The following is a 24,864-nucleotide window of genomic DNA, read 5'->3' as shown; positions in this document are numbered from 1 at the left end:
GCATAGTCGAGTAATACTAATCATCCGAAGCTTTCAAAAGCAGAATACTGTTGTTTGTTCTTCTGGAACTAACTTCTTTCAATAATATGTCATTGTTATTGAATACCAATCAATCGAGAGATAGATAGCTTAAATAACATTAAAAATATTTAGGTGCCTATATCGGTGGTGTCCACCTCTTCCCATTCCGAACAGAGAAGTTAAGCCCACCAGAGCCGATGGTACTGCGGTAACACGTGGGAGAGTAGGTCGGTGCCAAATCTTAAAGAAAGCCTGTAAGTATAAACTTGCAGGCTTTTCTTGTTTATACGGGTTTTTAGATTTTGTTAGTCTAATTAATGAGCCGTGGATGCCTCTTATAAGTTCCAATGTTGAGATAATGTTATTCAACCTTCTCAGATAAGGGAAACTGGTTGATTTCTTCTATGACCTTCTGGTATTTCGGCCTCGGGTTCCTTTTGATTATCTTCGGGAATGTTACCTTTATTTTGTATCATCTGCAAGTTGAACTGCGTTTAAGTTCTTGCTTACAGTAGGCATTATTTTTGGTTAGGCTAACACACAAATACATAGATGAGATATAAATTAATATGGTTATTGCTGCTCTGCTGCAGCATTGGTAGTCAGGCACAAGACAAGAAGGTTAAGTTACCTGAAAACTGGTTTAATTTAGATGTTGTTGAAAGTGGTTATTTCGGCATCAGTACCGAAAAAGCCTATAAAGAGTTGCTCCATAGCAAAAAAGCTAAACAGGAAGTAATCGTAGCCGTAATTGATGGCGGTGTAGACATCAATCATGAAGACCTGAAGGGTAAGATCTGGACGAATAAAAAGGAGATTCCCGGTAACGGCATTGATGATGATGGAAACGGCTATGTCGATGATGTACATGGATGGAACTTCATTGGTTCTAAGAAGGGGAATTTGGTTTATGACAACCTGGAACTGGTAAGAATTTACCGGAAGCTTAGTCCTAAGTATAAATCGACCACCAGCACCAAGAACCTGGACAGCCTGAGCAAGGAGGAATTCGCATTATACCGGCGCGTAACTGCCGAACTCGGTAGAAAATATGATGATGCTGACCAGAATTACCGGGTTCTTTTCGCCATTAATCAACTTCTGGACTCCGTAGCTTCAGTGACTAAGAAAAAGATGCCTTCACTTGAGGACATCGAGGCTTACAAGCCCGGGGACGAGATTGAAGAGCAGGTTAAAAAGATCATTCGTAAAGGTAGCAGAGAAAGTGGCGGTTATCCCGAGTTCTATAAAGACATTAAAAAGGCTTACGAAGGTACCGAGATTACACTCAAGTATAATTTGAATCCTAAGTATGACGTTCGTGATAGTCTGGTTGGTGATGATTATGCTAACGGACGTGAGCGCAATTATGGAAACAACGATGTAATGGGCCCGCGGGCGGAACATGGCTCCCATGTGTCCGGGATCATCGCGGCGAACCGTGCGAATAACATTGGGATAAAGGGTGTGGCAGAAAGTGTGTTGATCATGCCTATCCGTGTGGTTCCAGAGGGTGATGAGCGCGATAAAGATGTTGCGAACGGCATCCGATATGCGGTAGACAATGGTGCAAGGATTATCAACATGAGTTTTGGTAAGAACTTCAAATGGGACAAAGCTGTAGTTGACGAAGCTATTAAATACGCGGAAGAAAAAGGTGTGTTACTGGTTCATGCTGCCGGTAATGATAACCTGAACAACGATAAGGCAGATGTGTTTCCAACAAAGTATTACGATAGCGAGGCTTCCGCAGCATATTACAAGAAGGTCAAGAAACCTATTGAAGATCTTTTTACGCCACCGCCACTGCGTGGTCAAGGTAACCGGATGCCATCCAGTCCGGATCCACGATTGAATAGAGGTAAGGGGCCGCTTAAGCCCTTGCTGGACACCACAAAATTTGATCTTCCACATGCAAAAAACTGGATTGAAGTAGGTGCAAGTGCCTATAAAGAGGATGACGAACTTAAAGCATCCTTTTCCAACTACGGGAAGTACACCGTAGATGTTTTTGCACCGGGATTCATGATCAATTCAACTGTTCCGGGATCCAAATATGAGGAATTTGATGGTACAAGTATGGCTGCGCCAGTGGTTTCCGGACTTGCTGCATTGATCTTAAGCTACTATCCCGAGCTATCGGCGCTGCAGGTGAAAGACATCATTCTTAAATCTGTAAGAAAGGTGGATCGTAAGGTCAAACATCAGGATGGAAAGGGGGCGTCCGGCAGGATTCTGTTTTCGGAGCTATCCCGTACAGGCGGAATTGTTAATGCTTACAATGCGATGAAACTGGCTGCTGAGATGACGCAGCACGCAAACTAAAAGGTTGTGCGATACAGTTTTATTTAGAATTTTAACACAATATTTTCTGAAGGATGTTTTAACAAGAAAATCATCTTTATGGAATCTAATGGACAATCGACATTGCATGCCAATAAAACCTTTCAAGCTCCTGTAGAGGCTTTATACAAGGCATGGACAGATGCTGAACAATTGAAACAATGGTGGAAGCCGATGGGCTTAACGCTGATCCAGGTGGAGAATGAAATGCGTGAAGGTGGAAAGATCGCTTACCAGTTTGAAGGGCAGGAGGGCACAAGCCTGAAAATAGATGGCAGCTACCAGGAAGTTGAGCCGCATAAGCGTCTTGTATATACCTGGAACTGGCAATTGCCTGATGAGAAATTAAACAGTGCCTACAAGCTGGAAGTGCTGTTTGAAAGCTCAGATTCGGGTAGTAGCATAAGCATCAGTCAGCTGGAAGATGAACAGCAGGAATCTCTAAAACCAAAGGCATCTGCCTGGGATGAGGAGCTTTCCAAACTTGCTTCTTTCCTGGAGTCTGGCCATGGGAATGATGATGCGCCACAACAGGATGCCAGCAGTTCTGCTATGGACCAGGAAGGTAAACCTGATTATGGCAGTCAGAATCCGCTACAAGATCAATAATAACCTAAACCCTTATATATGAAAAGATACTTTTTCTCCTTGCTGGCGGTAGCCGCAATCGGATTGGCCGCCTGTGGTAGCTCCCCTGAAAATAATGATGCTGCAGCAGATAGTACCATCAACGATACCACATCCTTTGATACATCCTCTTCAGATTCACTCCAGTTGGTGGATAGTGCAGTTAAAGAGAGTACTGATCGACTAACCGTAGATTCCAGCGGTGGCTTACAACCGGTCAAGAAGTAGATAAATATGAATATGGCTTTCAAAGCGTCGGTCTGCATTGCAGGTCGGCGCTTTTCTTTCCCTGCGCCTGTTCCGCGTACCCGGCCACTCCGCCTTTAGTAATTAACCGGAAACAAAATCTCCTCTGTATCGTTGCTTATAACATGAATAATATCGCATTAATTGTAGGTGCCAGCGGCATCACCGGTAGCAATCTTGCTGAAAAGCTGATTGCTGAAGGTTGGATTACGTATGGACTTGCTCGAAACCCAAATACAGAGATGCAAGGATTGCATCCGGTACAAGCCGATTTATTAAATGTGGATAGCTTGGAAAAAGCTTTGGCATCGATCGCGCCTACACACGTTTTCATCACCACATGGATGCGTAAAGACACGGAAGCGGAGAATATTGCGGTAAACAGCAGTATGGTTCGCAATGTTCTGGACGTGCTTTCCCCTAAGAAATCGGTTAAACATGTGGCACTGGTGACTGGGCTGAAGCATTATCTGGGTCCTTTCGATGCCTATGCAAAATCTGGGACGCTTCCGGAAACCCCGGTGAGGGAGGAGCATCCGCGCCTGGAAATTGAGAACTTCTATTACGCACAGGAAGATGAGGTTTATGGGGCAGCTGAACGCGATGGTTTTACCTGGAGTATTCATCGTCCGCATAGTGTGATTGGCAAAGCGGTGGGTAATCTCATGAACATGGGCACCACTTTGGCTGTCTATGCTAGCATATGTAAGGAAACGGGCAGGCCCTTCCGCTGGCCGGGTTCTGAAGCACAGTGGAATGGACTGTCGGACGTGACGGATGCCAGAATTCTTGCAGAACAGCTACTTTGGGCAGCTACTACTGAGGCGGCAGCAAATCAGGCTTTTAACATCAGCAATGGTGATGTATTTCGTTGGAGCTGGCTGTGGAAGCAGCTTGCGGCATGGTTTGATGTTGAGGTTGCAGGCTGGGATGGCGAGGTTCAGCCGCTTGAAGCAGAAATGGCCCGCGACCATGTTCTTTGGCGGGAGATGGCTGATAAGTACAACTTGAAAGAGTCTGATCTGGCGCGCCTGGCTTCTCCATGGCACACCGATCTGGATCTAGGCCGGCCTATAGAGGTGATGACGGATATGGCGAAAAGCAGGAAATTGGGCTTTACGGCTTATAAGGCTACGAAGGATTCTTTTTACGAGTTGTTTGAAACCCTGCGCGCCGAGCGGATCATACCTTAATGGTATGGTATAAGATGTTTATGCAGGCTGGAAGGTAGTTATTGTTCCACCGCGGCGATTGTAGCTTGCCGGGCAATGGCCTTCCAGCTTCCATTTCGTTTCATCCAGATGTTCGTGTATCGTCTGGTGAGCGCTTTGCCCGCATGATCGCTAACGCCCTGGGCCCGGATCTCCTCCCGGCCCATCACAATGGCGATGTTGTCAACAATGGAAACCTTTTCTATGATGCGATCAAAATGTTCGTAGTTGAGTTTCCCATTGCGAATCAGGGTTGCCACATCGTTTTTGGTGACCACCAGGTTTGCAGGGTTATTTACAATGAATTCTGGTGCCCAGAGTTTATTGAACAGGGTAGTTGTATCACCCTTTAGAACAGCTTGAACCTCCAAGGCCTCCAGCTGTCTGATCTGTGACTCTGTTGCTTTCTGAGCCGATAAGCTTAAGGGCGCAGCTAAAGTAAGTAATAGCAGAATTGGTGTTTTTAAATTTTTCATAACGCTTGAAATTTCTTTAAATGCGGTTGATGGACACTGCTTTTAATCTTCGATCATGTTTTCATAGCTGCTGCAATGCAGAGACGGTCGTTAACCAGCTGTACATCCTTTGGAATAACCTGTTCAGCATCAAGATAGTTGCTTCCGAATTCCTGTACGGGAATGCCGAGTAAGCGGTACAATACTCCTTGTTTAAAATGACTTTCAACATCAGGTATTCTCCGCTGAACTGTAGTTCATATGGAGCGGTTTGTTGCCTAGAGAGGTAGCTGTAACCTAGCGTTTGCGTATCGCCTTCGTGTTTGTTGATGCCAGTAACGCGCCCAGCGGATCGAAGGTGAGGCACTGCTCTGGTCGCGGATAATACAATTCCGGGGACTCACATCCGTACCCTGGAACTTGAAATGTAGCAGATGATACATCCTGAAATACCCACGGAGGTGTGAGGTAGCAGTAAACAACCGGTATATCATAGGGCTGAATCAATAAGTTAAGATACTAAAAATCAGCCTGGTAAAGCGTTGCTTTAAGAATTAAAGCCATAAAAAAAGCCAATATAACAGTTTAATGTTATATTGGCTTTCCTGGTAGCGGGGAGCAGGATCGAACTGCCGACCTCAGGGTTATGAATCCTGCGCTCTAACCATCTGAGCTACCCCGCCGGGCATTATGGTTATTTTTTAAAGAGTTGCAAATATAGAATAAATTACTTTTCTTTAGAAAGAAAAAAATTAAAATTGTTCGATTAAATTCAGGAAGAGGGACTTACAATGTCAGAAAAGAAGAAATTTACGTTAGAGTACGAGTTAAAATCGTCACCGCGTATCTTATTTAGCTTTATAAGCGAACCCAATGGACTCTCGCAATGGTTTGCCGATGATGTATTGTTCCGTGATCAGGTTTACACTTTCAGCTGGGATGGGGAAGTGCAAAAAGCGAAGCTGCTTAGCATAAAAGAGAACAGGCTCGTGAAATTCAAATGGCTTGAAGATGATCCGCATTGTTATTTCGAAATGGAGATCGTGCAGGACGAGCTAACCAATGATGTTGCACTGTCAATTACCGACTTCGCGACGGATGAAACTTTAAACGAACGTACCCAGATCTGGGACAACCAGATTACCTATTTACATAGCGTGATCGGTGCCTGATTTTAAACACCTTTGCGTACCTTTGCATCTTGAAAAAGATTCATATTCTATTGATCAATGCCTTTGTAAGGCCTTTCATCGTCACGTTCTTTGTGGTGATGTTTATCTTGCTCATGTTTTTCCTGTTTAAGTACGTCGACGATTTAATCGGGAAGGGTTTTGAATGGTATGTAATTCTGGAGCTGATGTTCTATGCCTCTGCTGCCCAGGTAGCTATGGCACTTCCACTGGCGGTACTCTTATCTTCAATCATGACCTTCGGTACCCTGGGGGAGAACTATGAGCTTGTAGCGATAAAATCTGCAGGTGTTTCGCTTCAAAAAGCAATGATGCCCTTGTTTGTGGTCATCATCATGCTCTCTGTGAGTGCATTTCTCTTCTCTGAATACATGCTTCCAAAGACCAATCTCAAGTTTGGTTCTTTGCTCTGGGACATCCGCAATAAAAAGCTTGCTTTCCTGATTAAAGAAGGGGTGTTCAACAACAGTATTCCTGGATACAGTATCCGCGTGGATAAGAAATGGGACGATGGTCGCCTTGAAGGCATCATGATCTATCAAGCGAACGACAAAAACGATATTGCCAACATCATCATGGCGAAAGAAGGCACCATGAATAAAACGCCTGATAATAACACCTTGCTTTTGAAGCTTAAAGATGGCGTGCGTTATCAGGAATCCCCGGGCAAAAATTCCTACTATAATCCCCGTCAGGAACTATATCGCATACGCTTTAAACAAACGGATGTTCCGTTTGACCTCTCTAGCTTTAAGATGAATAAGACGGATGAGAATAGCTTCAGGTCCAACAATGCGATGCTTAATTTGAAAGGTCTGGTTCATAAAAAGGATTCGCTGACCAAGGAACTGGATAGCCTAAACAAAGTAGCGAAAGAGAACATCGGTAGCTATTACAAGCAAAACAATTACACTAAAGGATATACCAAGATCAAAATTAAACCTATCGTTGTAAAAGGCGATGTCATGAATAATATTCCTAAAGATGAACGAGCAATGGTGGCTCAAAGTGCGCTGGATATCGCGAATGCCGTTCATCAATCTGCTGTAGTGCGTAAAACGGAGCACCAGGAGAAATCGATCAACCTGATCAAAATCGATATTGAATACTGGAAGAAGTACACGCTTGCGGTGTCCTGTATATTGCTGTTCTTTATTGGCGCACCGCTTGGCGCCATTATCCGCAAAGGCGGTATGGGCTTACCGGTAGTGATGGCTGTAATTTTCTTTTTGATCTACCACATCATTTCTACCGTGTCCGAAAAATCTGCGGTGCAAGGTAACCTGCAACCGGTTGCGGGTGCATGGATGGCTATTATACTGCTGAGCCCGCTCGCAGGTTTCCTGACGTATAAAGCAACGGTTGATTCTGCACTGTTTGATGCCGGATATTACAAGAGCTTAGTGATCAATCTTTTTAAAAGGAAAAAGAAGATTGCTGGGTAAGGTATCGCGTACAATCTGTTTCAATCGGCTGTTAAAATAGCAGCAGTAACTAAAGGGATTGCAGGTACAAACAGCAGGCATTCTATTTGAAAATAGGTGTTGATTTTCTTCAAAGGATTGATTACTTATCTGTGATATAAATTGCCCGAAAATATCTTTTAAGGTTGTAACTTTGTATAGGTTCTAAATTGGTCTGGTTGGTTATAACCAGCGTTTAGTACTTTAAAATTCTAACAATGGACATCAAGTTAAATACGATAGAGGAAGCCGTTCAAGACTTAAAAGCTGGTAAAGTAATTATAGTTGTAGATGATGAAGACAGGGAAAATGAGGGTGACTTCGTAACCACTGCTGCGAATGCCACGCCAGAGGTGATCAATTTCATGGCAACTTACGGCAGAGGTTTAATCTGCGCAACCTTAACCGAACAGCGTTGTGATGAGCTTAACCTCGAGTTGATGGTTGGAAAAAACACTGCTGCTTACGAAACGAATTTCACGGTATCTGTCGATCTGATTGGCCATGGTTGTACTACTGGTATTTCTGCTTCCGACCGTTCAAAAACCATAAAAGCTTTAATAAACCCGAATACAGATCCCAAAGAGTTGGGTAGACCGGGCCACATTTTCCCGCTTAGGGCAAAAGACGGTGGGGTACTACGCCGTTCAGGGCATACAGAGGCCTCTGTTGATCTTGCAAGATTAGCGGGTATGGAACCTGCTGGTGTACTTGTAGAGATCATGAAGGATGATGGTGAAATGGCGCGTCTTCCAGATCTAATAAAAATCGCAGAACAGCACCAGCTGAAAATTGTAGCGATTAAAGATTTAATCACTTACCGCCTGTCTAAAGAAAGCATGGTTATTCCGGAAGTTACCGTGAACCTGCCTACAGAATTTGGTGAATTTAAGATGACTGCTTACACTCAGATTGACAACAACGCTACGCACCTTGCTTTAAGTAAGGGTACCTGGGCGGAAGATGAGCCTGTACTTGTGCGTGTGCATAGTTCATGTATGACTGGCGATATCTTCGGATCCTGCCGCTGTGATTGCGGACCGCAGTTGCATAAAGCGATGGAGATGATTGAACGTGAAGGTAAAGGTCTGATTGTTTACATGAATCAGGAAGGCCGCGGTATTGGTCTGGTAAACAAACTACGCTCTTACAACCTGCAGGATGCTGGTTTTGATACCGTTGAAGCCAACATTAAACTCGGTTTTAAAGGAGATGAGCGCGACTATGGCGTAGGTGCACAGATCTTGCGTGCGCAAGGGGTAACTAAAATGAAATTAATGTCTAATAACCCAACAAAACGTGCCGGCCTACTTGGTTACGGATTAGAGATCGTGGAGAATATTCCGATTGAGATTCAAAGCAACGTGCACAATGAACAATATCTCAAAACTAAAAGAGATAAAATGGGTCATCATATTATGAAAGGCTAAGCTATTTTTTCCTTTGTCTATCTTCAAGAACAGCCTCTGTATTCAGGGGCTGTTCTCGTTTAGGAACTTCCCTGTCGTTGTTCCGGGCGCTGGTAGATCCATTTACTGGTACCTGTCTCGCTTCCTTCTCTCTGGCGGCCTTCTCCTTTTCCTGCTGTGCTTTCTTCTCTGCAGCTTCTTTCTCTGCCAGCTCCTGTGCCGCTTTCTTTTGTTGATTACGTCTGAATTCTCCGGTTATTTTTTGCAGAAATTCCTTGAAGGAATCGAATTGCTGGGTATAGATCAGGCCGAGTGATGTGACGTTGTTGTTGTACTGGTTTATTCCCGAATTGACAAACAGGTTTTGCTGCGTTGGGGGTTTATTTGCAAGCTTACCAACCAGGGAACCATCTTTTTTGATGAGTGCAAGTACTTCCACCTCGCCACCTACATTGTTTTTGGAAAATCCGATAAGGGCAAGGTCATTGCTGCTTCGCCTGTCAACAATACCTGCGTTTAACACAATCCGTTCGTTGAAGAATTTAAAGGATGCATTGGCTTCGCTTAATGATCTGATATTGATATCGACAAAGTCGAGATTTAGAGAGGAAAGCACATTGTTGAACTGGTTGAACAGCAATTCTGTTGCGGTGCTCGTGACCCCTGAAGTTAACTGCTCACCGAGATCGGCACCAGTTCCCGGCGCAAAGCTCCTTCTGATGATCAGACTCAATGCCTGCAGGTTCATGTTGTTCATGTCGTTGAAGTAGGCCTGGAATTCCTCTTTAATTCCTGGATTGGATGGGAAGAAGATGTCCAGTTTGATGTCTGGTTTTAGAAGCAGTCCTGATAGACCCATCTCAACCTCTGTAAGTTCCCGATCGTTTCCAGTATTGTTAGTCGTTCTGTTTGCCGCCGTATACAGCTCGCCCAGACTTGCACGAAGGGAGTAAATGGCCTTAAGCTGGATTTGTGCATTCAGCGGATTTCCAGTCCAGCGGATACTGCCGCCCTGCCTGATGGTGAACTTCTTGTTAATAACTTCCTGGGCGGTAAAGTCGAAGTTACCGGACTCGATGATATAGTCGCCAGACATCTCAAAGTCGCCGTAGCTGTTGATTTCCAGGTTCAGGTCTGCATTACCTCTGCCACTGAGATTGCCTAATGTTGTAAAGATATTGGCCGTTGTATTTGGATCGATGGAAAGCTTGAAGCTCATGGTTAAACCTTCGAACGTGGTGGCCTTTTTAACCACCTTAGCAGTGTCTTTAGGTACAAAGGTGATGAAGTCTTTACTGGAGACCGTTTCCGAGCTGTTGAGTGGCAGATTGAAGACGGTTCCTTTTTCCGCTTTGGCATCTATACCGATGAACATCTGGTTTACTGGTCCTTTGAACCGGAAGTTTCCTGATGCGAAAGCCTGTCCAAAGTACAGCGGATTGTCTTTAGAACTGGTATTCAGCGCCATGAAGTTCTGCGCGTCAATGTCGATATTCAGCACAGGATTGCTAATGTTGTTTAAATCCACCGAGCCATTTGCAGTGGCAATGTTGCCATTAATGTCCTTCAAACGCAGGTCATCAATCCGGATAACGCTGTTATCAACCTCTACCGATTGTGAGATCGTATAAGCGGTCTTAAGGTAATTTACGGTGAGCTGTGCATGGTTTAAACCGATCTTACCATTAATTTCTGGTTTCTCGAATGAACCGCGCACTTTGATGTCGGAAGAAATGCTGCCTTTCAGGTCAGAAACTAGATTCTTCACGAAAGGTTCCAGTACAGCAAGCTTACTTTCATTCATGATTACATCCAGATCTATCTGTTTTTCTGCAAGGTCGAGCTGGCCATCTAACTTAAAGGTCTCCGCATCGTTTGTAAATATCCTGGTGTAGATGTTTGCTGCTTTTTTTGTACCATCGAATGAGGAGGTGTCGACCAGGCTGCCGATGTAAGTCTCATTCAACATGAGTGAGTCAATCCTCAGGCTGTCGCTAATCTTCGGCGAAGCCAATAGGCTGGCAAACCTGGTATATCCATTCGCTTTTCCATACAACTTAATGCCCAGCGTTTTCACGAAGGGATTAAGTGTTTCCAGGCTAAAGTCTTTAAGGCCGAGGTTCAGCAGATCGGCCGGGTTTTTAGAAAGGCTACCGTTGATGCTTAACATCTGGCTACCGTTTGTAAGTTCAAAATTCCTGATCTCCGTTTTGCCGTTGGCAAAGTTGATCCTTACCTTTTCTTCAATTTTCCAGTCCTCGTTATTTATTTTCACTAGTGAAGGTAATATACTGACCCTGGCTGTCGTATCACCAGCAAATTCTACCAGCCCATTTAAGTCAAGTTGGTTGACATCGTCAGCGTTCGATAGCTTGATGTTTAAGGCAAGGCTGTCATTGCGCAGCACGTTAGATATATTGACGTTCTTGATGTACAAGCTGTCATTAAGGTCCACACGGTCTGAGGTGATGATGGCCTGTAGCTGGTTAGTGGTGGTATTTTCATCCAGGATCAGATTGTTGACCGTCACCCCTTGATATTTGATCTTGCGTACGAAGCCGTTTAGGGTCGCAATGTTAGCTTTGGAGTTGAAATTACCAACCAATATCGCCTGATCCTCGATCTCCAGGCCTGGTGCTACCAGCTCTGCAATTGGTTCAAAACGTTTCACCAGGAGGTTGAACTCAAAGATCTGATCGTTGTATTTAGTCGAAGAGGTTTTCAGCGAGGGGATGTAGGTCTTTGCCAGCGCCTGGTAGTAGGCGGGAATAGAATTGAGGTCATATTGGCCTTTAATACTTGCATCAAAAATATCGGAGCGGATCGAAAGTGTACGATCCGTACCCAGGCCTGCAGCGTTCAGCTCCAGGGAGTCGACATTGTAGACCCCTTTAGGGTTGGTGAGCTTGACGTGCGATATCAGCAGGTTCCCTTGAATATTATTCAGGTTGTTTCCGCTGAAATTGGTGGCGAATACTGCATCTACTTTCAACGAATCCTTAATGAGCTTGATGGACTTCAGCTTCGCCTCCTTCAACGTTGCGTTGAAGTTGAACACCGGCAGCTTTGGATTTAGATCCACGGTACCATCAAAAAGCAGGTTGATGTTTTTGTCGTTTAGCTTCAGACTTCCATCGAATAGTTTTTTATCGAAGGTTCCATTTACGACGGCATTCCGGAACCGGTAATTGTTAAAGTCAATATAGTCGATCTTTCCGTTGACCTTTTCTTTGAGGCTTTGAATTTCCATGCCTACACCTTCAATATTTACGCTAGCAGACACACGGCCGAGAGATGCCTCATCCAAAAGTTCGCCAATGTTGAAGTTGTAGCTTTTGACATTTCCGGAATATGAGGGAATGCCTTGTTTACTGATCTTCATGTTTACATCTGATACCAGGCGGCCAAGTTTAGTCTTAAACTCCCCGTAAGCGATGAAATCATTTTGGAAGCCGGTAAAACGGCCATTGAAATTCACATTGCCAAATTTCGAAACGATTGCAGGAATAACCTTTACCGACTTGCCCGTGGTCCTCGTAAATAGCTCATCCAGGTCCTTTTTATTGGTGCCCAACATATCGACCTTCAGGTCCATGTAGGTGTCGTTAAGGTATGGGAGCCCTTTCACTACGAAGTCGCCCTTGATGTAGGTTGCCTTTCCAGCCCTAACCGATAGTGCCTTTGCATCCAGGCTTTTTACCAGACCATCAATCCGCCCATCAATATCCAGGCTTAGGTTCATCTCCGAAACTTGAGGAGCAAAGTACGCGATGTCCTTCGAAGACAGGTGACTATCCTTAAAGTTCGCCTTCATACGCACTTTGTTGATGTAGTCATTAAAGTCATTGAAACTCTTAAACTTCATCCGAAAGTAGTCCCTTAGCCTACTTTCATTCGTCACCAATAAAAGCTTCTGCAGTTCGATCTGATTAGAGTCTATTGTTGTAAATGCAGAAAGGTTCTTCAGGTAAAACCCGCTTTTCTCTTTGAAGGTCAGGTTTTTGATGTTGGCCTGCATCAGGTGATCCGTGGTGTTCAACTGCTCGAATATGCCATTCAGTGCAGATAAATGCACATCATCGAAGTTTACCCCTTGAACCTTAGCCAATGATTTCTGGTTTACATAGCGGAAACCGACGTTGTTGAGGATCACTCTTCCAAAAGTGATCTTATAAGGAGCTTTCTTCTTTTTTGGTGTTGTAGGTTGGGCGCCCGAATCAAAGTAATCTATGATAAAATCCAGGTTGCTCTTACCGCTTTTATATTGTTTGAGGTAAATGGTACCGTCATTTAATTGTACGGTGTTCACGTCAACAATGCGCTTTTTCAAGGATAGCTGGTTCATGTCGACCATGAACTTTGGCATGCTTAGCAAGGTGTCTTTTTCCTGGTCAAGCACCACCAGATTTTCCAGTACTACAGACTTGAAAGGTTTTAAATATAACCCTGTGACGGAGATGCTGGTATTCAGCTCTTTCGAAAGGTATGCCGCTGCTTTTTTCGCGACATACGTCTGTACCGGTTTAAACTGGAGGGAGAATAAAAGAACAGCAACCAACAGTAAAACCGATGCAATCAGCCAAAGAATTATTTTTAATAGTTTTTTGATATTTTTGTAGCTTAATAAATAAAAATCGTGTCTATAATTCTTGCTATCGAGTCTTCGTGTGATGAAACATCCGTTGCTGTCTGTAACAACGGTAAAATTACGTCCAATGTTATAGCAAACCAAACAATTCACCAAAATTATGGCGGTGTAATCCCCGAACTTGCATCCAGGGTTCATCAGCAAAATATCGTGCCTGTAATCCATCAGGCACTGCTTGATGCTCAGGTTGACAAAAAGGATATTGATGCTGTCGCTTTTACCCAAGGGCCAGGCTTATTGGGTGCTTTATTGGTGGGTGTTTCCTTTGCAAAGTCTTTTGCGCTGGCGCTCAATGTGCCTTTAATCTCTGTGAATCATATGCAGGCCCATATCCTTGCGCACTTCATCGATGACCCTAAACCGGCATTCCCATTCCTATGCCTCACGGTATCTGGTGGACATACCCAGATTGTTCTGGTGAAGGACTATTTCGACATGGAGATCGTAGGGGAAACCCTGGATGATGCCGCGGGTGAGGCCTTTGATAAAACAGCCAAGATCCTGAACCTGCCATATCCCGGAGGACCGTTGATCGATAAACATGCCAAGCTTGGAAATCCTTTAGCCTACAAGTTTCCAGTGCCACAGATTAAGGACCTGGATTATAGCTTCAGTGGTTTTAAAACCGCTATCCTGTACTTCATCAGGGATCATGTAAAAGCGGATCCAAACTTTATTACGGAAAACTTGAATGACATCTGTGCCTCTGTTCAACATAGCATTGTACAGATCCTATTGGGTAAGCTGAAGAAAGCAGCGGTACAATACGGGATCAAGGAGATTGCAATTGCCGGCGGTGTATCCGCGAACTCTGGCTTGCGTGCAGCATTGAAACAGATGGAAGAGGACTTAGGTTGGAAAACATACATCCCGCAATTTCAGTACTGCACTGACAATGCAGCCATGATCGCGATGGCTGCGCATTACAAGTACATCAACCAGGACTTTGTTGGCCAGGATGTTGCGCCACTATCCAGAATGCCTTTCTAGGGTATTGCAAAAGGTTTATTTAAAACAAACCTGATCCATATACCTTAAAAACAAACAGCCCTGCACTCATCATGCAGGGCTGTTTGTTTTTAATAATAGCATTATGCTATGCCTTTATTGGAATTGGTGATTGCTTAGATTCCGGTCACGCAATCAGATTATTCTTTTTCTTCCAGTTTTTCACCGGTAACTTCTTCTCTGATTTTTGCTTCGATCTCATCAGATAACTCTGGGTTGTCTAAAAGCAATTGTTTAACGGCATCACGGCCTTGTCCAAGTTTAGTATCTCCGTAAGAGAACCATGAACCTGCTTTTTTGATGATGTTAAAATCAACACCAAGGTCAATGATCTCACCAACTTTAGAAATACCCTGATTGAACATAATGTCAAATTCCGCAATACGGAAAGGAGGAGCTACTTTATTCTTAACGATCTTCACTTTGATCCTGTTACCAGAAACCTCATCAGAATCTTTAATTTGAGAAGTTCTGCGGATATCTAAACGTACGGAAGCGTAGAATTTCAATGCGTTACCACCGGTAGTGGTCTCCGGATTACCGAACATCACCCCAATCTTTTCACGTAATTGGTTGATGAAGATACAGCAACAGCCGGTCTTAGCGATGGTACCTGTAAGTTTACGTAAAGCTTGAGACATCAAACGCGCCTGTAATCCCATTTTGGAATCACCCATTTCACCTTCGATCTCCGCTTTAGGTACCAATGCAGCTACCGAGTCAATAACGATCACGTCGATTGCACCAGAACGGATCAGGTTATCAGCGATCTCAAGTGCCTGCTCACCATTATCTGGCTGAGAGATCAAAAGGTTCTCTACGTCGACGCCAAGTTTCTTTGCATAAAATTTATCAAACGCGTGCTCTGCATCAATAAACGCAGCTACACCGCCCTTTTTCTGTGCTTCCGCAATAATGTGTGTAGCTAATGTGGTTTTACCTGAAGACTCCGGGCCATAGATCTCTATCACACGGCCTTTAGGAACACCACCAATGCCTAAAGCGATATCCAAACTAATAGAACCCGTAGAGATCGACTCGACTTGTTCTATTGCGGCATCGCCTAGCTTCATTACAGTACCCTTACCGTAAGATTTTTCCAACTTATCCAGGGTAAGCTGTAATGCTTTTAATTTTTCTGCGTTTGGGTTCATATTGTTAAAATTCTTTGAGTAAATATAGAATATCTATTGTTTTGAAAAACAATTATTCAGTGTGTCTGTGCTAATTACTTTAGCAAAAGTACAATTTATTTTATCAATAAAAAAGCTTTGATCCTTAAATAATTATATTTTTTCGCTGTTTAAACTAATGTTTTTAGTTGGTTTTGTAATCCTTTCATAATACCTGCACATATGGGTAATTTCACAGATGCTGCACTTCGGAGATCTTGCCACGCAAACATATCTACCATGCAGGATCAGCCAATGGTGTGCGATGTAAATCAGTTCCTCCGGCAGATTTTTAACCAGATCCTTCTCCACCGCCAGTACTGTTTTTCCATTCGTCAACCCGATCCGGCGCGAAACCCGGAACACATGCGTATCCACGGCCATAGCAGGTGCGTTGTAAACCACTGAAGCAATTACATTTGCTGTTTTCCGGCCCACGCCAGGCAGCTTCTGTAATTCTTTAACATCGGATGGCACCTGACTGTTAAAGTCATTCACGAGCATCTTTGCCATGCCCACCAGGTGTTTAGCTTTATTGTTTGGATAACTCACACTCCTGATGTAATCGAAAACAATGTCAGGCGTAACATCTGCCAAGGCCCTCGCATCGGGAAAGCGTTGAAAGAGGGCAGGGGTAATCTGGTTGATTCGCTTGTCTGTACACTGTGCTGATAAGATCACAGCGACCAGTAGTTGGTAGGGATTGTTGTAAATGAGTTCAGTTTCAGCATCAGGTTGTTTTGCAGCGAAGTGCGTCACAAACTGCTGATACCTTTCTTTTTTAAGCATACACAAATATAATCCACTATTCGATAACAGAAATGCGGCAAACTGAATATTACCATCCTTAAACAATCAACGGCAAACAACGCAAAGACCGTAAAACTGACCTAAAGCAATCCATAAGCATCAGCAGCACTCGAATCCCTGCAAACAGGTTAAGGCTTTACATGTCAAAGAAAACACTTCAGCAAAAACAAAGAACGTCGTTGGTCATCAGCATCTCTGACCTGCGATTAAGCTAGCCTAAAAACCCGATGAAAAATCCACGATCAGACGAAACTTTCAATAGAATTTATGAATACGACAGATGGTTCACCTACAAGCGAACTAAATTTTCAATTAAATAGACAAGAAGCCAGACAAGAAGTTCTAAGCTCTTACCAATCTGCAGGCACAACACCCTAAAAAAAAAGCTGCCTTTCGGGCAGCTCAATGCTTAGAGGCTTGTTTTAGAATAAGCCAAAATGCGGTCTATCAGTTCGTCGGAGGGTGTGTAGTACAACCTGTCCAGTTCGGGCTTTAGACTCTCATAAAGTTTTACATCGTTTTCATCCATATGCTGCGCATTACAGGCTTCCTGTGATTGATGTAAAATGTTTACACAATTCGTTGTAGTAAAGGTTTTTATCATAAGCATCAAATTGTTTTTAAGTTTTATATCAAAACGCAACAAGTCAACATTTATTTTACCTTCAACGTTAAAAAAATGTGTATTTATGAATTAGGTCACTTCCTTAACTTTCATCATTTTTCTCAGGTTACTAAGGGCATATCTCATCCTTCCCAGGGCAGTGTTGATGCTAACCTCGGTAAGATCTGCAATCTCCTTAAAACTAAGGTCCGCATAGTGACGCATAATCAGCACTTCCTTTTGTTCATCAGGCAGCAGATGGATCATCGCACGGAGATCGGCATGGGTCTGTTCGCGCAATAAACGGTCTTCGGCACTTTCTTCATTAACCTGTAACAGGCTCAAGATGTCGGTGCCATCAGCGCTGGTAATTACCGGCGTACGTTTTTCTTTTCTAAAATAATCGATAACCAGGTTATGTGCGATACGCAGTACCCAGGGCAAAAACTTGCCTTCTTCATTATAACGACCGGAGCGAAGTGTGTTAATTACCTTGATAAAGGTATCCTGGAAAATATCTTCCGCCAGATACTGGTCCTTTACCAACAAATAAATAGAGGTATATATTTTGGTTTTGTGTCTTCGTAAAAGTTCCTCCAACACTGATTCATCACCGTTAAGGTATAACTTCACTAAATCCTGGTCACTGTTTAACTGTAACTTCATAGGAGCTTCCATACTAAATTCCTTGCTTTTGCTAAAAAATATTTAGTAGAGTTTTTATCTATAGCGCTTCTCCTTATTGGGGTTTAAGATGGGGTTTCAAAATATTGTGTTATTCTTTTCAAAAGAAGCATTTTTTTTCCACAATTCAGCCAAAGAAGTGTTAAAAAATCTTAAAAAATCAATCTTAGGCCAGTTTATTGCGGCAGGCCAAAAAACTTAAATTAAGTTAATTGGGTTATATTTGCAAGAATCCAGGACAGATAAATGAGTAAAGAACTAGAGAAAGATCCACAGAGAAATATTATCATCAAAGGAGCCAGGGTGCACAACCTCAAAAACATAGATGTTGCCATCCCTAAGAACAAGCTTGTTGTGATAACCGGTATGTCTGGATCTGGAAAATCATCACTGGCATTCGACACCCTCTATGCCGAAGGGCAGCGCCGGTACGTCGAAAGCCTTTCATCTTATGCCCGCCAATTTATGGGCCGGATGAATAAACCCGATGTCGACTACATCAAAGGTATTGCACCTGCCATCGCCATAGAACAGAAAGTAATCACTTCCAACCCACGTTCAACGGTTGGTACTTCCACGGAAATATACGATTACCTTAAACTGCTTTTCTCCAGAATCGGAAAAACCTACTCCCCGGAGTCAGGCGAAATCGTGAGAAAAGATACTGTATCAACAGTGGTAGACTTCATCACCAGTCTTGGCAATGATGCGGTAGCAACTGTTTTCTGCCCACTGCATCCACATAACAACCGTTCTATCAAAGAAGAGTTGGCAGTGTTGCTGCAAAAAGGTTTTTTAAGGGTGTACCTGAACGACAAGTTATTTAAGATCGAGGCCATTTTAGAAGATGAAAGCTTCAAAGATGCTGAACTCAAGGATTCAGAAACGATAAAGATCCTAATCGACCGTATCGTGGTGAACGATGATGAAGAAACGCTAAGTAGAATCGCAGATTCTGTGCAAACGGCTTTTTTCGAAGGTAAAGGCGACTGCTTTGTAGAGCACGAACAAAAGGTAAACCACTTTTGCGATCGCTTTGAGCTGGACGGTATCCGCTTCGAAGAACCGACACCAAACTTCTTCAGCTTCAATAACCCTTACGGCGCTTGTAAAAGATGCGAGGGTTACGGCAATGTTATCGGTATTGATGAAGACCTTGTCATCCCCGATAAAAGTAAAAGCGTGTACGATAACGCCATAGCGCCATGGAGAGGCGAGAAGATGCGCGAGTGGCTGAACAAGCTGATTCAGCATGCGGATAAATTCAATTTCCCGATCCACCGTTCATATAGTGAGCTTACGGAAAAACAGCAGCAGCTGCTCTGGACCGGAAATAAGTACTTCGAAGGTCTTGATGCTTTTTTCAAGGAACTGGAATCACACACCTACAAGATTCAGTACCGCGTAATGCTTTCCCGTTACCGCGGAAAAACAGTATGCCCGGATTGTAAAGGTACCCGCTTAAGAAAGGATGCTTCCTACGTGAAAATAGGCGGTAAGTCGATCCTTGACGTGGTTTTAATGCCTTTGTCAACCATACAGTCCTTTTTTGATAAACTTGAACTATCGGAAACCGATAAAAAGATTTCCAAACGCATCTTGTCAGAAATTGTAAACCGTATTCTGTACCTGAACAATGTCGGCTTGGGTTACCTAACCCTGAACCGCTTATCAAACACCCTTTCGGGAGGGGAGTCGCAGCGCATTAATCTGGCAACTTCCCTGGGTAGTAGTCTGGTCGGTTCCATCTACGTGCTGGATGAGCCAAGTATCGGACTGCATCCAAGAGACACCAATAAACTTATCGAGGTCCTGTTATCCCTCCGAAATGTCGGCAACACCGTGCTGGTTGTGGAACACGAAGAGGAGATGATGAAAGCTGCAGATCACATCATTGATATTGGTCCGGAAGCCGGTACACACGGTGGAAACCTGGTTTTCAGCGGTACCTACAGCCAGATCATCAAAGACAAAAAGAGCCTCACCGGTAAATATCTTTCCGGTGCAGAGCGTATAGCGATACCAACCATGCGGCGCAAATGGCAGGACCATATCCTGATCAAAGGCGCAAGAGAGAACAACCTTAAGAACATCGATGTAAAATTCCCGTTGGGCATCTTCACCGTGGTAAGTGGTGTATCCGGTTCGGGAAAAACCAGCTTGGTTAAAAAGATTCTATACCCCGCATTGCAAAAGGCCATCGGCAATTATGCCGGGGAGCAAACCGGTGCGTATGACGGCATTTTCGGTAACACAGACCTGGTAAGTCAGGTAGAGCTGGTAGACCAGAATCCGATCGGCAGGTCATCCAGATCAAATCCGGTAACCTACGTAAAAGCCTGGGACGACATCAGATCTTTATTCGCGGCACTACCCGCGTCGAAAGCCGCAGGGCTAAAACCTGCCGCTTATTCCTTTAACGTAGAAGGTGGCCGCTGTGATGTATGTCTTGGAGAGGGCGAGGTGAAGATAGAAATGCAGTTTATGGCCGATATCTTCCTGCCTTGTGAGGCTTGTGGCGGAAGGCGCTTTAAACAGCAGGTACTTGATATAACTTATCAGGATAAAAACGTGGCCGATATCCTTGACTTCACGATAGATGAAGCCTTGGAGTTTTTCAAAAACGAGCCCAAGATCATCAGCAAACTGCAGCCACTCGTAGATGTGGGCTTAGGCTATGTACACCTGGGGCAGTCCTCTAATACCCTTTCCGGGGGTGAAGCACAGCGTATCAAGCTGGCATCGTTTTTAATCAAGGGAAATAACGCCAGCAAGACCATGTTCATCTTTGATGAGCCGACAACAGGGCTTCATTTCCATGACATCAAGAAACTGCTCGTGGCACTAAACACCCTGATCGAACAGGGTAACACCATCCTGGTCATTGAGCATAATATGGACATGATCAAATCAGCAGATTGGGTGATCGACATTGGTCCGGAAGGTGGTGATCAGGGCGGAAAGCTTGTTTTTGAAGGAACACCAGAGGATCTGATCAAACAGAAAGGATCCTATACAGGTAAGTATTTAGCCGAGCATTTGAAATAATTGTATCTTCGGCCATGCTTGTTTTAACGCTTTTACTGGGAATAATCTGCAATGCGGTGGGCTACATTCCTCCGGGTAACATCAACCTCACTGCTGCGCAGATCACACTCAACAAAGGGTTAAAACAAGCGTACTATTTCATCATCTCCTTCTCTTTGGTCGAAATGCTGTTTACCTTCGTGATCATGCGCTTTGTGGAGTGGTTTGCAACCAGTGTGGAGCTCGACCGCATCATAGACATTGCCATGATCGTTGTATTTCTGGTGCTTGGCGCAATTACCTGGCGCTCCAGAAAAGAGATGCCGAAAACAGATACCTCTAAGAAGGACAGTGTGCGTTACGGCATTCTATTAGGTATCCTGAACCCAATGCAAGTACCTTACTGGTTATTTCTGGGAACCTATCTGATCTCTCATGAATGGATTGACACCGGTACGCTTTCTCTTACCACCTTCAGTATTGGTTCTGGAATAGGCGCAGGTCTTGTCTTATATGGTTTTGCCAGATTTGCGAAATACATCCAGGAGAAGTTTACCCTGAGCAGCTATGTCATCAATAAAAGCATTGCCATCTTGTTCTTTGCACTTTCTGCCTATCACTTGATCAAGGTTGTTTACGAACAGATCATTAAGTCCTAATTACTTGTTTTTAAGGAACTCCAGGTTCCATATCTTTTCTGCCCTGCGTCCAATTACCCAAAAGGAAGCGGCAAGTACACAAAAGAACAAGGCCTTATGCCAGCTGTCCCAGAAATATTCGAAATACCTGGTATAAAGATTTAAAAACAGGAAGGTTATCCCAAACTCACGTGCGATATCATCGCGGTACTTAAGCCCCACAAAGATGCTAACCGCACATACTGCTGCGGAGATGATTGCCCAGTAGAACATATCCAATTGTCGCACAGCCGCCCATTCGTCCAGATCGCCATAATTGCCGAACACGGAAAGCAGCCAAAGGGAAACAAACAGATAGATCATGCCACAGATATAGGTAGCGGGCTGGAAAAAAGTAAAGGCTTTCACTTTGCGCAACAACAGCGCAGCCGCAGTGAGCACAAAACCGAATACGACGAAGCGCAAGGGGTAGTTCATACCGATGAAATACATATCCCAGCGGGAGAGATACCCCGTTTCCGTACCATACCAGGCACCGAGCGATATTAGTACAAAGATCCAGATCAGGCGCGAACGAAAAACAAATGCCAGACAGCCATAAACGAACACGGAAAACAAGATGAGCAGCGGATAATTTGCATCTCCCTTCCCAATACTTTTCCCGAGGTAAGCTATGGCATTTGCGGTAAGCATTACAGCAGAGAATACCATGGCATCGTTACTAAATACTTGCGAGGTATGGGTCTTTTTTCGCTTAAAACTGTAGTAATATAATACGCCAGCAGCTGCAGCCGAAAGCAGGCTAATTAGAATATCAGGGGTATCATAAAGTTTTTCCAGATAGGTCAGGATGTCTTTGTCGATCAGTAGGGCACCCAGGGAGATCACCCCGCAAGCCATGGCAATCCAGAAGGAGTATTGCGCCAAACGTCGCCAGTCGAAGGACTTGGTTTCATAGCTGTTCTTTAAACGCCTTACGTCATCCTCACTGAGCAGTCGTTCAGCCTTCCAATGGTCAAGCATTTCGTCAAGGAAGTCACTTTTCTCCTGGTCTATTTTCATTCTAAAAGGTGTTTTCGGTGGTAAATTTATCTCAGGAGCTCGGGAATCTTTTTGTGATTTCCTACAATCCACACAATGTCTTCATTTTCAAATACGAGATTGGAATCCGGGTTCAGTATGCGAATACCCTTTCTTTCAATTCCGACAACCAAGCCCTGCGATTTCTCCCGAATACCGGAGTCCCTGATGCTTTGTTTATAGATTGGAGACTGGCTGTTGATGACAACCTTCTGCAGGGTCATTTCATTTTTAGGAAAATCATAGGCCTCATTCGCGTCACCCTGACCCTCAAACAAGGGTTTTACCGTTGCCAGTTGATCGTCACTGCCGATGATGAGCACTTTATCATGTGGATAAAGGCGTTCATCCCGGCTTGGCGTCGGAATCATTCGTTTCCCCCTTTCAATCAAGGCAATGTTGATCCCGTACTTTTCACGCACGGCAAGGTCCACCAGTGTTTGGCCAACCAACACCGAATCCGGCGATACCACAAGTTCGGTGAGGTGGGTATCCCAAGGAAGAATTTCTGGTGCATGTTGTGCCTGGCGGGCATTTAAATTGCCGAGGAACCGGTTTTCCAGTCGATCGTAAAAGCTTTGTAGTTTTCTTGAAAACACGAATATTCCTGCGATGATAATTGCCATTGCAATCAAAGTTGCCACAAAGGTGTCGTAGAACTGGAAGATCAAAAAGGCTACAAAGAAAGTGCCCAGGCCTATTCGCAGCACTTCGAGTGCAATCAGCGGCCCGCGTGTATACTTCTTGTTTAACCAAAGATGTGAATATGCATTACGCTGCATCCTTCTGATGGAAAGTGCCCAGACAAATGGGGCCATCAAAATCAAGGTCAGGATCAAACTGATGATGATGCCACGGTCACCGTTGATTATATGCTCCGTGATAAAAGGCTGAATATACTTTGATCCAAAGAAAACAAGTGCAATCAGAATGACGGAATGTATAACGGTATTTGTGGTATAGGCACGTAAAAGAATTTTCCAGTCGCTCAGCGTGGTGATCCCAGCGGTAGAACTGCTGTATCGTTGAATACCTGCCACCCATTTCTTAGGTAGCGTACGCTCCAGAAAATTGTAAAAGGGTTCCGACGCTTTGATCAGGTAGGGGGTGGTAAAAGTTGTAATGGCAGAGACCGCAACAGCGATCGGATATAGAAAGTCGCTGGTTACTTTGAGCGATAAACCAAGTGTTGCGATAATAAAGGAGAACTCTCCGATCTGTGCCAGACTCATCCCCGTCTGAACCGCTGTTTTCAGCGGCTGCCCAGAGATCAAGGCACCAAGACCAGAGCTTAGGAATTTTCCAAATACGGTTGCCAGTGTAATGATCAGAATTGGTACCGTATAATCAATCAGGATGCTCGGATCGATCAGCATACCTACAGAAACAAAGAATATTGCGGCAAAGAGGTCCTTAACAGATTTGGTAAGATGTTCAATATGTTCTGCCTGTGTGGTTTCTGCCAGAATGGAGCCCATAATAAAGGCGCCAAGTGCTGCAGAGAAGCCAACTTTTACTGCCAGCAGTACCATTAATAAACACAAGGCAATCGCTACAATGAGCATCGTTTCATCGTTCATCAGCTTCCTGGTTTTCTTCAGGAAGGTCGGAATCAGGAAAATACCGGCAATGAACCAAAGCACGAGGAAAAAGCACAACTTCAGGATGGATGTTAACATTTCCACACCGGCAAACTGCTGACTCACTGCAAGGGTGGATAGCAATACCAAAAGTAAAATCGCCACGAGATCTTCCACAATGAGCACCCCAAACACCAGTCCGGCAAATTTCTTATGTTTTACATTGAGCTCTTCAAATGCACGGATAATGATCGTAGTGGATGACACCGATAAAATGCCGCCGAGAAATATGCTGTCCATGGTAGACCAACCCATAGCGATCCCCGCAGCGAAGCCAATTAACAGCATGGACACCACTTCTACCACTGCAGTAACGGAAGCGGAGCCGCCAACCTTGACCAGCTTTTTAAAACTGAATTCCAGACCGAGGCTAAACAAAAGGAAGATTACACCAATTTCTGCCCAGATGTGAATGCTTTCATTGTCGGTAACAGTCGGCACAAATTTGATGTGTGGACCAACGAGTAATCCCGCCAGAATGTAGCCTAAAACCAACGGCTGCTTAATTTTCTTAAAGAGCAGTGTTGTTACTCCAGCAGCAGCAAGGATTAAAGCAAGATCTATAATTAATACAGGGAGATGGCTCAT

General features: G+C 44.1%; 19 protein-coding genes, 1 tRNA gene and 1 rRNA gene. 11 read left to right on the top strand and 10 right to left on the bottom strand.

The features are described 5' to 3' along the window. The first annotated feature begins 149 nt into the window (after nucleotides 1–149). The 5 genes from rrf (at nucleotide 150) to AC5WJX_RS10025 (ending at nucleotide 4,430) form a co-directional block, all read left to right on the top strand. Nucleotides 150–261: ribosomal RNA gene (gene rrf, locus AC5WJX_RS10045) — 5S ribosomal RNA — on the top strand. 312 nt (nucleotides 262–573) lie between these two features. Further along, entirely contained in the window at nucleotides 574–2,346 is a 1,773-nt protein-coding gene (locus AC5WJX_RS10040; protein ID WP_494484400.1) for a S8 family peptidase, read from the top strand. Nucleotides 2,347–2,424: 78 nt separating this feature from the next. Next, complete coding sequence (locus AC5WJX_RS10035; RefSeq protein ID WP_494484399.1) at nucleotides 2,425–2,973, top strand: SRPBCC family protein; 549 nt, start codon at nucleotides 2,425–2,427, stop codon at nucleotides 2,971–2,973. An 18-nt stretch (nucleotides 2,974–2,991) separates the two neighbouring features. Next, complete coding sequence (locus AC5WJX_RS10030) at nucleotides 2,992–3,219, top strand: hypothetical protein (protein ID WP_440432181.1); 228 nt, start codon at nucleotides 2,992–2,994, stop codon at nucleotides 3,217–3,219. Between the two features lie 143 nt (nucleotides 3,220–3,362). Further along, a complete protein-coding gene (locus AC5WJX_RS10025; protein WP_494484398.1) occupies nucleotides 3,363–4,430 on the top strand; it encodes an SDR family oxidoreductase in 1,068 nt (355 codons plus the stop codon). 38 nt (nucleotides 4,431–4,468) lie between these two features. On the opposite strand, the gene AC5WJX_RS10020 is transcribed toward AC5WJX_RS10025, so the two are convergent. The 3 genes from AC5WJX_RS10020 to AC5WJX_RS10010 form a co-directional block, all read right to left on the bottom strand. Continuing rightward, nucleotides 4,469–4,924 carry a nuclear transport factor 2 family protein gene (locus AC5WJX_RS10020; protein WP_494484397.1) on the bottom strand — a complete coding sequence of 152 codons (456 nt, stop codon included), beginning with the start codon at nucleotides 4,922–4,924 and terminating at the stop codon, nucleotides 4,469–4,471. Between the two features lie 53 nt (nucleotides 4,925–4,977). Then, the gene (locus tag AC5WJX_RS10015; protein WP_494484396.1) at nucleotides 4,978–5,106 is read right to left on the bottom strand and encodes a hypothetical protein; all 129 of its coding nucleotides are present in this window, start codon (nucleotides 5,104–5,106) and stop codon (nucleotides 4,978–4,980) included. Between the two features lie 403 nt (nucleotides 5,107–5,509). Beyond that, nucleotides 5,510–5,586 (bottom strand) — tRNA-Met (locus AC5WJX_RS10010). Nucleotides 5,587–5,694: 108 nt separating this feature from the next. Here AC5WJX_RS10010 and AC5WJX_RS10005 point away from each other — a divergent pair. The 3 genes from AC5WJX_RS10005 (at nucleotide 5,695) to AC5WJX_RS09995 (ending at nucleotide 8,986) form a co-directional block, all read left to right on the top strand. Beyond that, nucleotides 5,695–6,075 (top strand): START-like domain-containing protein, encoded by a 381-nt coding sequence (locus AC5WJX_RS10005; RefSeq protein ID WP_188624774.1) that lies wholly within the window; start codon nucleotides 5,695–5,697, stop codon nucleotides 6,073–6,075. 29 nt (nucleotides 6,076–6,104) lie between these two features. Continuing rightward, complete coding sequence (locus tag AC5WJX_RS10000) at nucleotides 6,105–7,538, top strand: LptF/LptG family permease (RefSeq protein ID WP_494484395.1); 1,434 nt, start codon at nucleotides 6,105–6,107, stop codon at nucleotides 7,536–7,538. A 236-nt stretch (nucleotides 7,539–7,774) separates the two neighbouring features. Beyond that, nucleotides 7,775–8,986 carry a bifunctional 3,4-dihydroxy-2-butanone-4-phosphate synthase/GTP cyclohydrolase II gene (locus AC5WJX_RS09995; protein ID WP_494484394.1) on the top strand — a complete coding sequence of 404 codons (1,212 nt, stop codon included), beginning with the start codon at nucleotides 7,775–7,777 and terminating at the stop codon, nucleotides 8,984–8,986. Between the two features lies 1 nt (nucleotide 8,987). Here AC5WJX_RS09995 and AC5WJX_RS09990 read toward each other — a convergent pair whose 3' ends face one another. Then, on the bottom strand, nucleotides 8,988–13,523 hold the full coding sequence (locus AC5WJX_RS09990; RefSeq protein WP_494484393.1) for a translocation/assembly module TamB domain-containing protein: 4,536 nt from the start codon (nucleotides 13,521–13,523) through the stop codon (nucleotides 8,988–8,990). A gap of 78 nt (nucleotides 13,524–13,601) precedes the next feature. On the opposite strand from AC5WJX_RS09990, the gene tsaD reads away from it, so the two are divergent. Beyond that, on the top strand, nucleotides 13,602–14,603 hold the full coding sequence (gene tsaD / locus AC5WJX_RS09985; protein ID WP_494484392.1) for a tRNA (adenosine(37)-N6)-threonylcarbamoyltransferase complex transferase subunit TsaD: 1,002 nt from the start codon (nucleotides 13,602–13,604) through the stop codon (nucleotides 14,601–14,603). Between the two features lie 158 nt (nucleotides 14,604–14,761). Here tsaD and recA read toward each other — a convergent pair whose 3' ends face one another. The 4 genes from recA to AC5WJX_RS09965 form a co-directional block, all read right to left on the bottom strand. After that, complete coding sequence (gene recA / locus AC5WJX_RS09980) at nucleotides 14,762–15,775, bottom strand: recombinase RecA (RefSeq protein WP_440432167.1); 1,014 nt, start codon at nucleotides 15,773–15,775, stop codon at nucleotides 14,762–14,764. Nucleotides 15,776–15,907: 132 nt separating this feature from the next. Next, a complete protein-coding gene (nth, locus tag AC5WJX_RS09975; protein ID WP_494484391.1) occupies nucleotides 15,908–16,582 on the bottom strand; it encodes an endonuclease III in 675 nt (224 codons plus the stop codon). A 430-nt stretch (nucleotides 16,583–17,012) separates the two neighbouring features. Beyond that, nucleotides 17,013–17,213 (bottom strand): hypothetical protein, encoded by a 201-nt coding sequence (locus AC5WJX_RS09970; RefSeq protein WP_494484390.1) that lies wholly within the window; start codon nucleotides 17,211–17,213, stop codon nucleotides 17,013–17,015. An 84-nt stretch (nucleotides 17,214–17,297) separates the two neighbouring features. Beyond that, on the bottom strand, nucleotides 17,298–17,873 hold the full coding sequence (locus tag AC5WJX_RS09965; RefSeq protein WP_188624780.1) for an RNA polymerase sigma factor: 576 nt from the start codon (nucleotides 17,871–17,873) through the stop codon (nucleotides 17,298–17,300). A gap of 264 nt (nucleotides 17,874–18,137) precedes the next feature. On the opposite strand from AC5WJX_RS09965, the gene uvrA reads away from it, so the two are divergent. Together uvrA and AC5WJX_RS09955 are read left to right on the top strand one after the other, a co-directional pair. Next, a complete protein-coding gene (uvrA, locus tag AC5WJX_RS09960; protein ID WP_494484389.1) occupies nucleotides 18,138–20,939 on the top strand; it encodes an excinuclease ABC subunit UvrA in 2,802 nt (933 codons plus the stop codon). A gap of 14 nt (nucleotides 20,940–20,953) precedes the next feature. Next, nucleotides 20,954–21,577 (top strand): LysE family transporter, encoded by a 624-nt coding sequence (locus tag AC5WJX_RS09955; RefSeq protein ID WP_494484388.1) that lies wholly within the window; start codon nucleotides 20,954–20,956, stop codon nucleotides 21,575–21,577. Here the strand turns inward: AC5WJX_RS09955 and AC5WJX_RS09950 are convergent, their stop codons facing one another. Together AC5WJX_RS09950 and AC5WJX_RS09945 are read right to left on the bottom strand one after the other, a co-directional pair. Continuing rightward, complete coding sequence (locus tag AC5WJX_RS09950; protein WP_494484387.1) at nucleotides 21,578–22,618, bottom strand: DUF2157 domain-containing protein; 1,041 nt, start codon at nucleotides 22,616–22,618, stop codon at nucleotides 21,578–21,580. Nucleotides 22,619–22,644: 26 nt separating this feature from the next. Beyond that, complete coding sequence (locus AC5WJX_RS09945; RefSeq protein WP_494484386.1) at nucleotides 22,645–24,864, bottom strand: cation:proton antiporter domain-containing protein; 2,220 nt, start codon at nucleotides 24,862–24,864, stop codon at nucleotides 22,645–22,647.

The organism is Pedobacter sp. NEAU-ZC8 (assembly GCF_059278965.1).
Note: the sequence above shows the minus strand (reverse complement) of the source record. Positions and strands in the feature narration are given on the sequence as shown.

Excerpts from the sequence above, each read along its gene's own strand:
- AC5WJX_RS10030 (WP_440432181.1), top strand. The coding sequence starts at position 2,992 with ATGAAAAGATACTTTTTCTCCTTGCTGGCGGTAGCCGCAATCGGATTG.
- AC5WJX_RS09955 (WP_494484388.1), top strand. The coding sequence starts at position 20,954 with ATGCTTGTTTTAACGCTTTTACTGGGAATAATCTGCAATGCGGTGGGC.
- AC5WJX_RS09965 (WP_188624780.1), bottom strand. The coding sequence starts at position 17,873 with ATGAAGTTACAGTTAAACAGTGACCAGGATTTAGTGAAGTTATACCTT.
- AC5WJX_RS09995 (WP_494484394.1), top strand. The coding sequence starts at position 7,775 with ATGGACATCAAGTTAAATACGATAGAGGAAGCCGTTCAAGACTTAAAA.
- AC5WJX_RS09945 (WP_494484386.1), bottom strand. The coding sequence starts at position 24,864 with ATGAGCCATCTCCCTGTATTAATTATAGATCTTGCTTTAATCCTTGCT.
- AC5WJX_RS10005 (WP_188624774.1), top strand. The coding sequence starts at position 5,695 with ATGTCAGAAAAGAAGAAATTTACGTTAGAGTACGAGTTAAAATCGTCA.
- AC5WJX_RS10035 (WP_494484399.1), top strand. The coding sequence starts at position 2,425 with ATGGAATCTAATGGACAATCGACATTGCATGCCAATAAAACCTTTCAA.
- AC5WJX_RS09970 (WP_494484390.1), bottom strand. The coding sequence starts at position 17,213 with ATGCTTATGATAAAAACCTTTACTACAACGAATTGTGTAAACATTTTA.
- AC5WJX_RS10020 (WP_494484397.1), bottom strand. The coding sequence starts at position 4,924 with ATGAAAAATTTAAAAACACCAATTCTGCTATTACTTACTTTAGCTGCG.
- AC5WJX_RS10040 (WP_494484400.1), top strand. The coding sequence starts at position 574 with ATGAGATATAAATTAATATGGTTATTGCTGCTCTGCTGCAGCATTGGT.
- uvrA (WP_494484389.1), top strand. The coding sequence starts at position 18,138 with ATGAGTAAAGAACTAGAGAAAGATCCACAGAGAAATATTATCATCAAA.
- AC5WJX_RS09950 (WP_494484387.1), bottom strand. The coding sequence starts at position 22,618 with ATGAAAATAGACCAGGAGAAAAGTGACTTCCTTGACGAAATGCTTGAC.
- recA (WP_440432167.1), bottom strand. The coding sequence starts at position 15,775 with ATGAACCCAAACGCAGAAAAATTAAAAGCATTACAGCTTACCCTGGAT.
- AC5WJX_RS10025 (WP_494484398.1), top strand. The coding sequence starts at position 3,363 with ATGAATAATATCGCATTAATTGTAGGTGCCAGCGGCATCACCGGTAGC.
- nth (WP_494484391.1), bottom strand. The coding sequence starts at position 16,582 with ATGCTTAAAAAAGAAAGGTATCAGCAGTTTGTGACGCACTTCGCTGCA.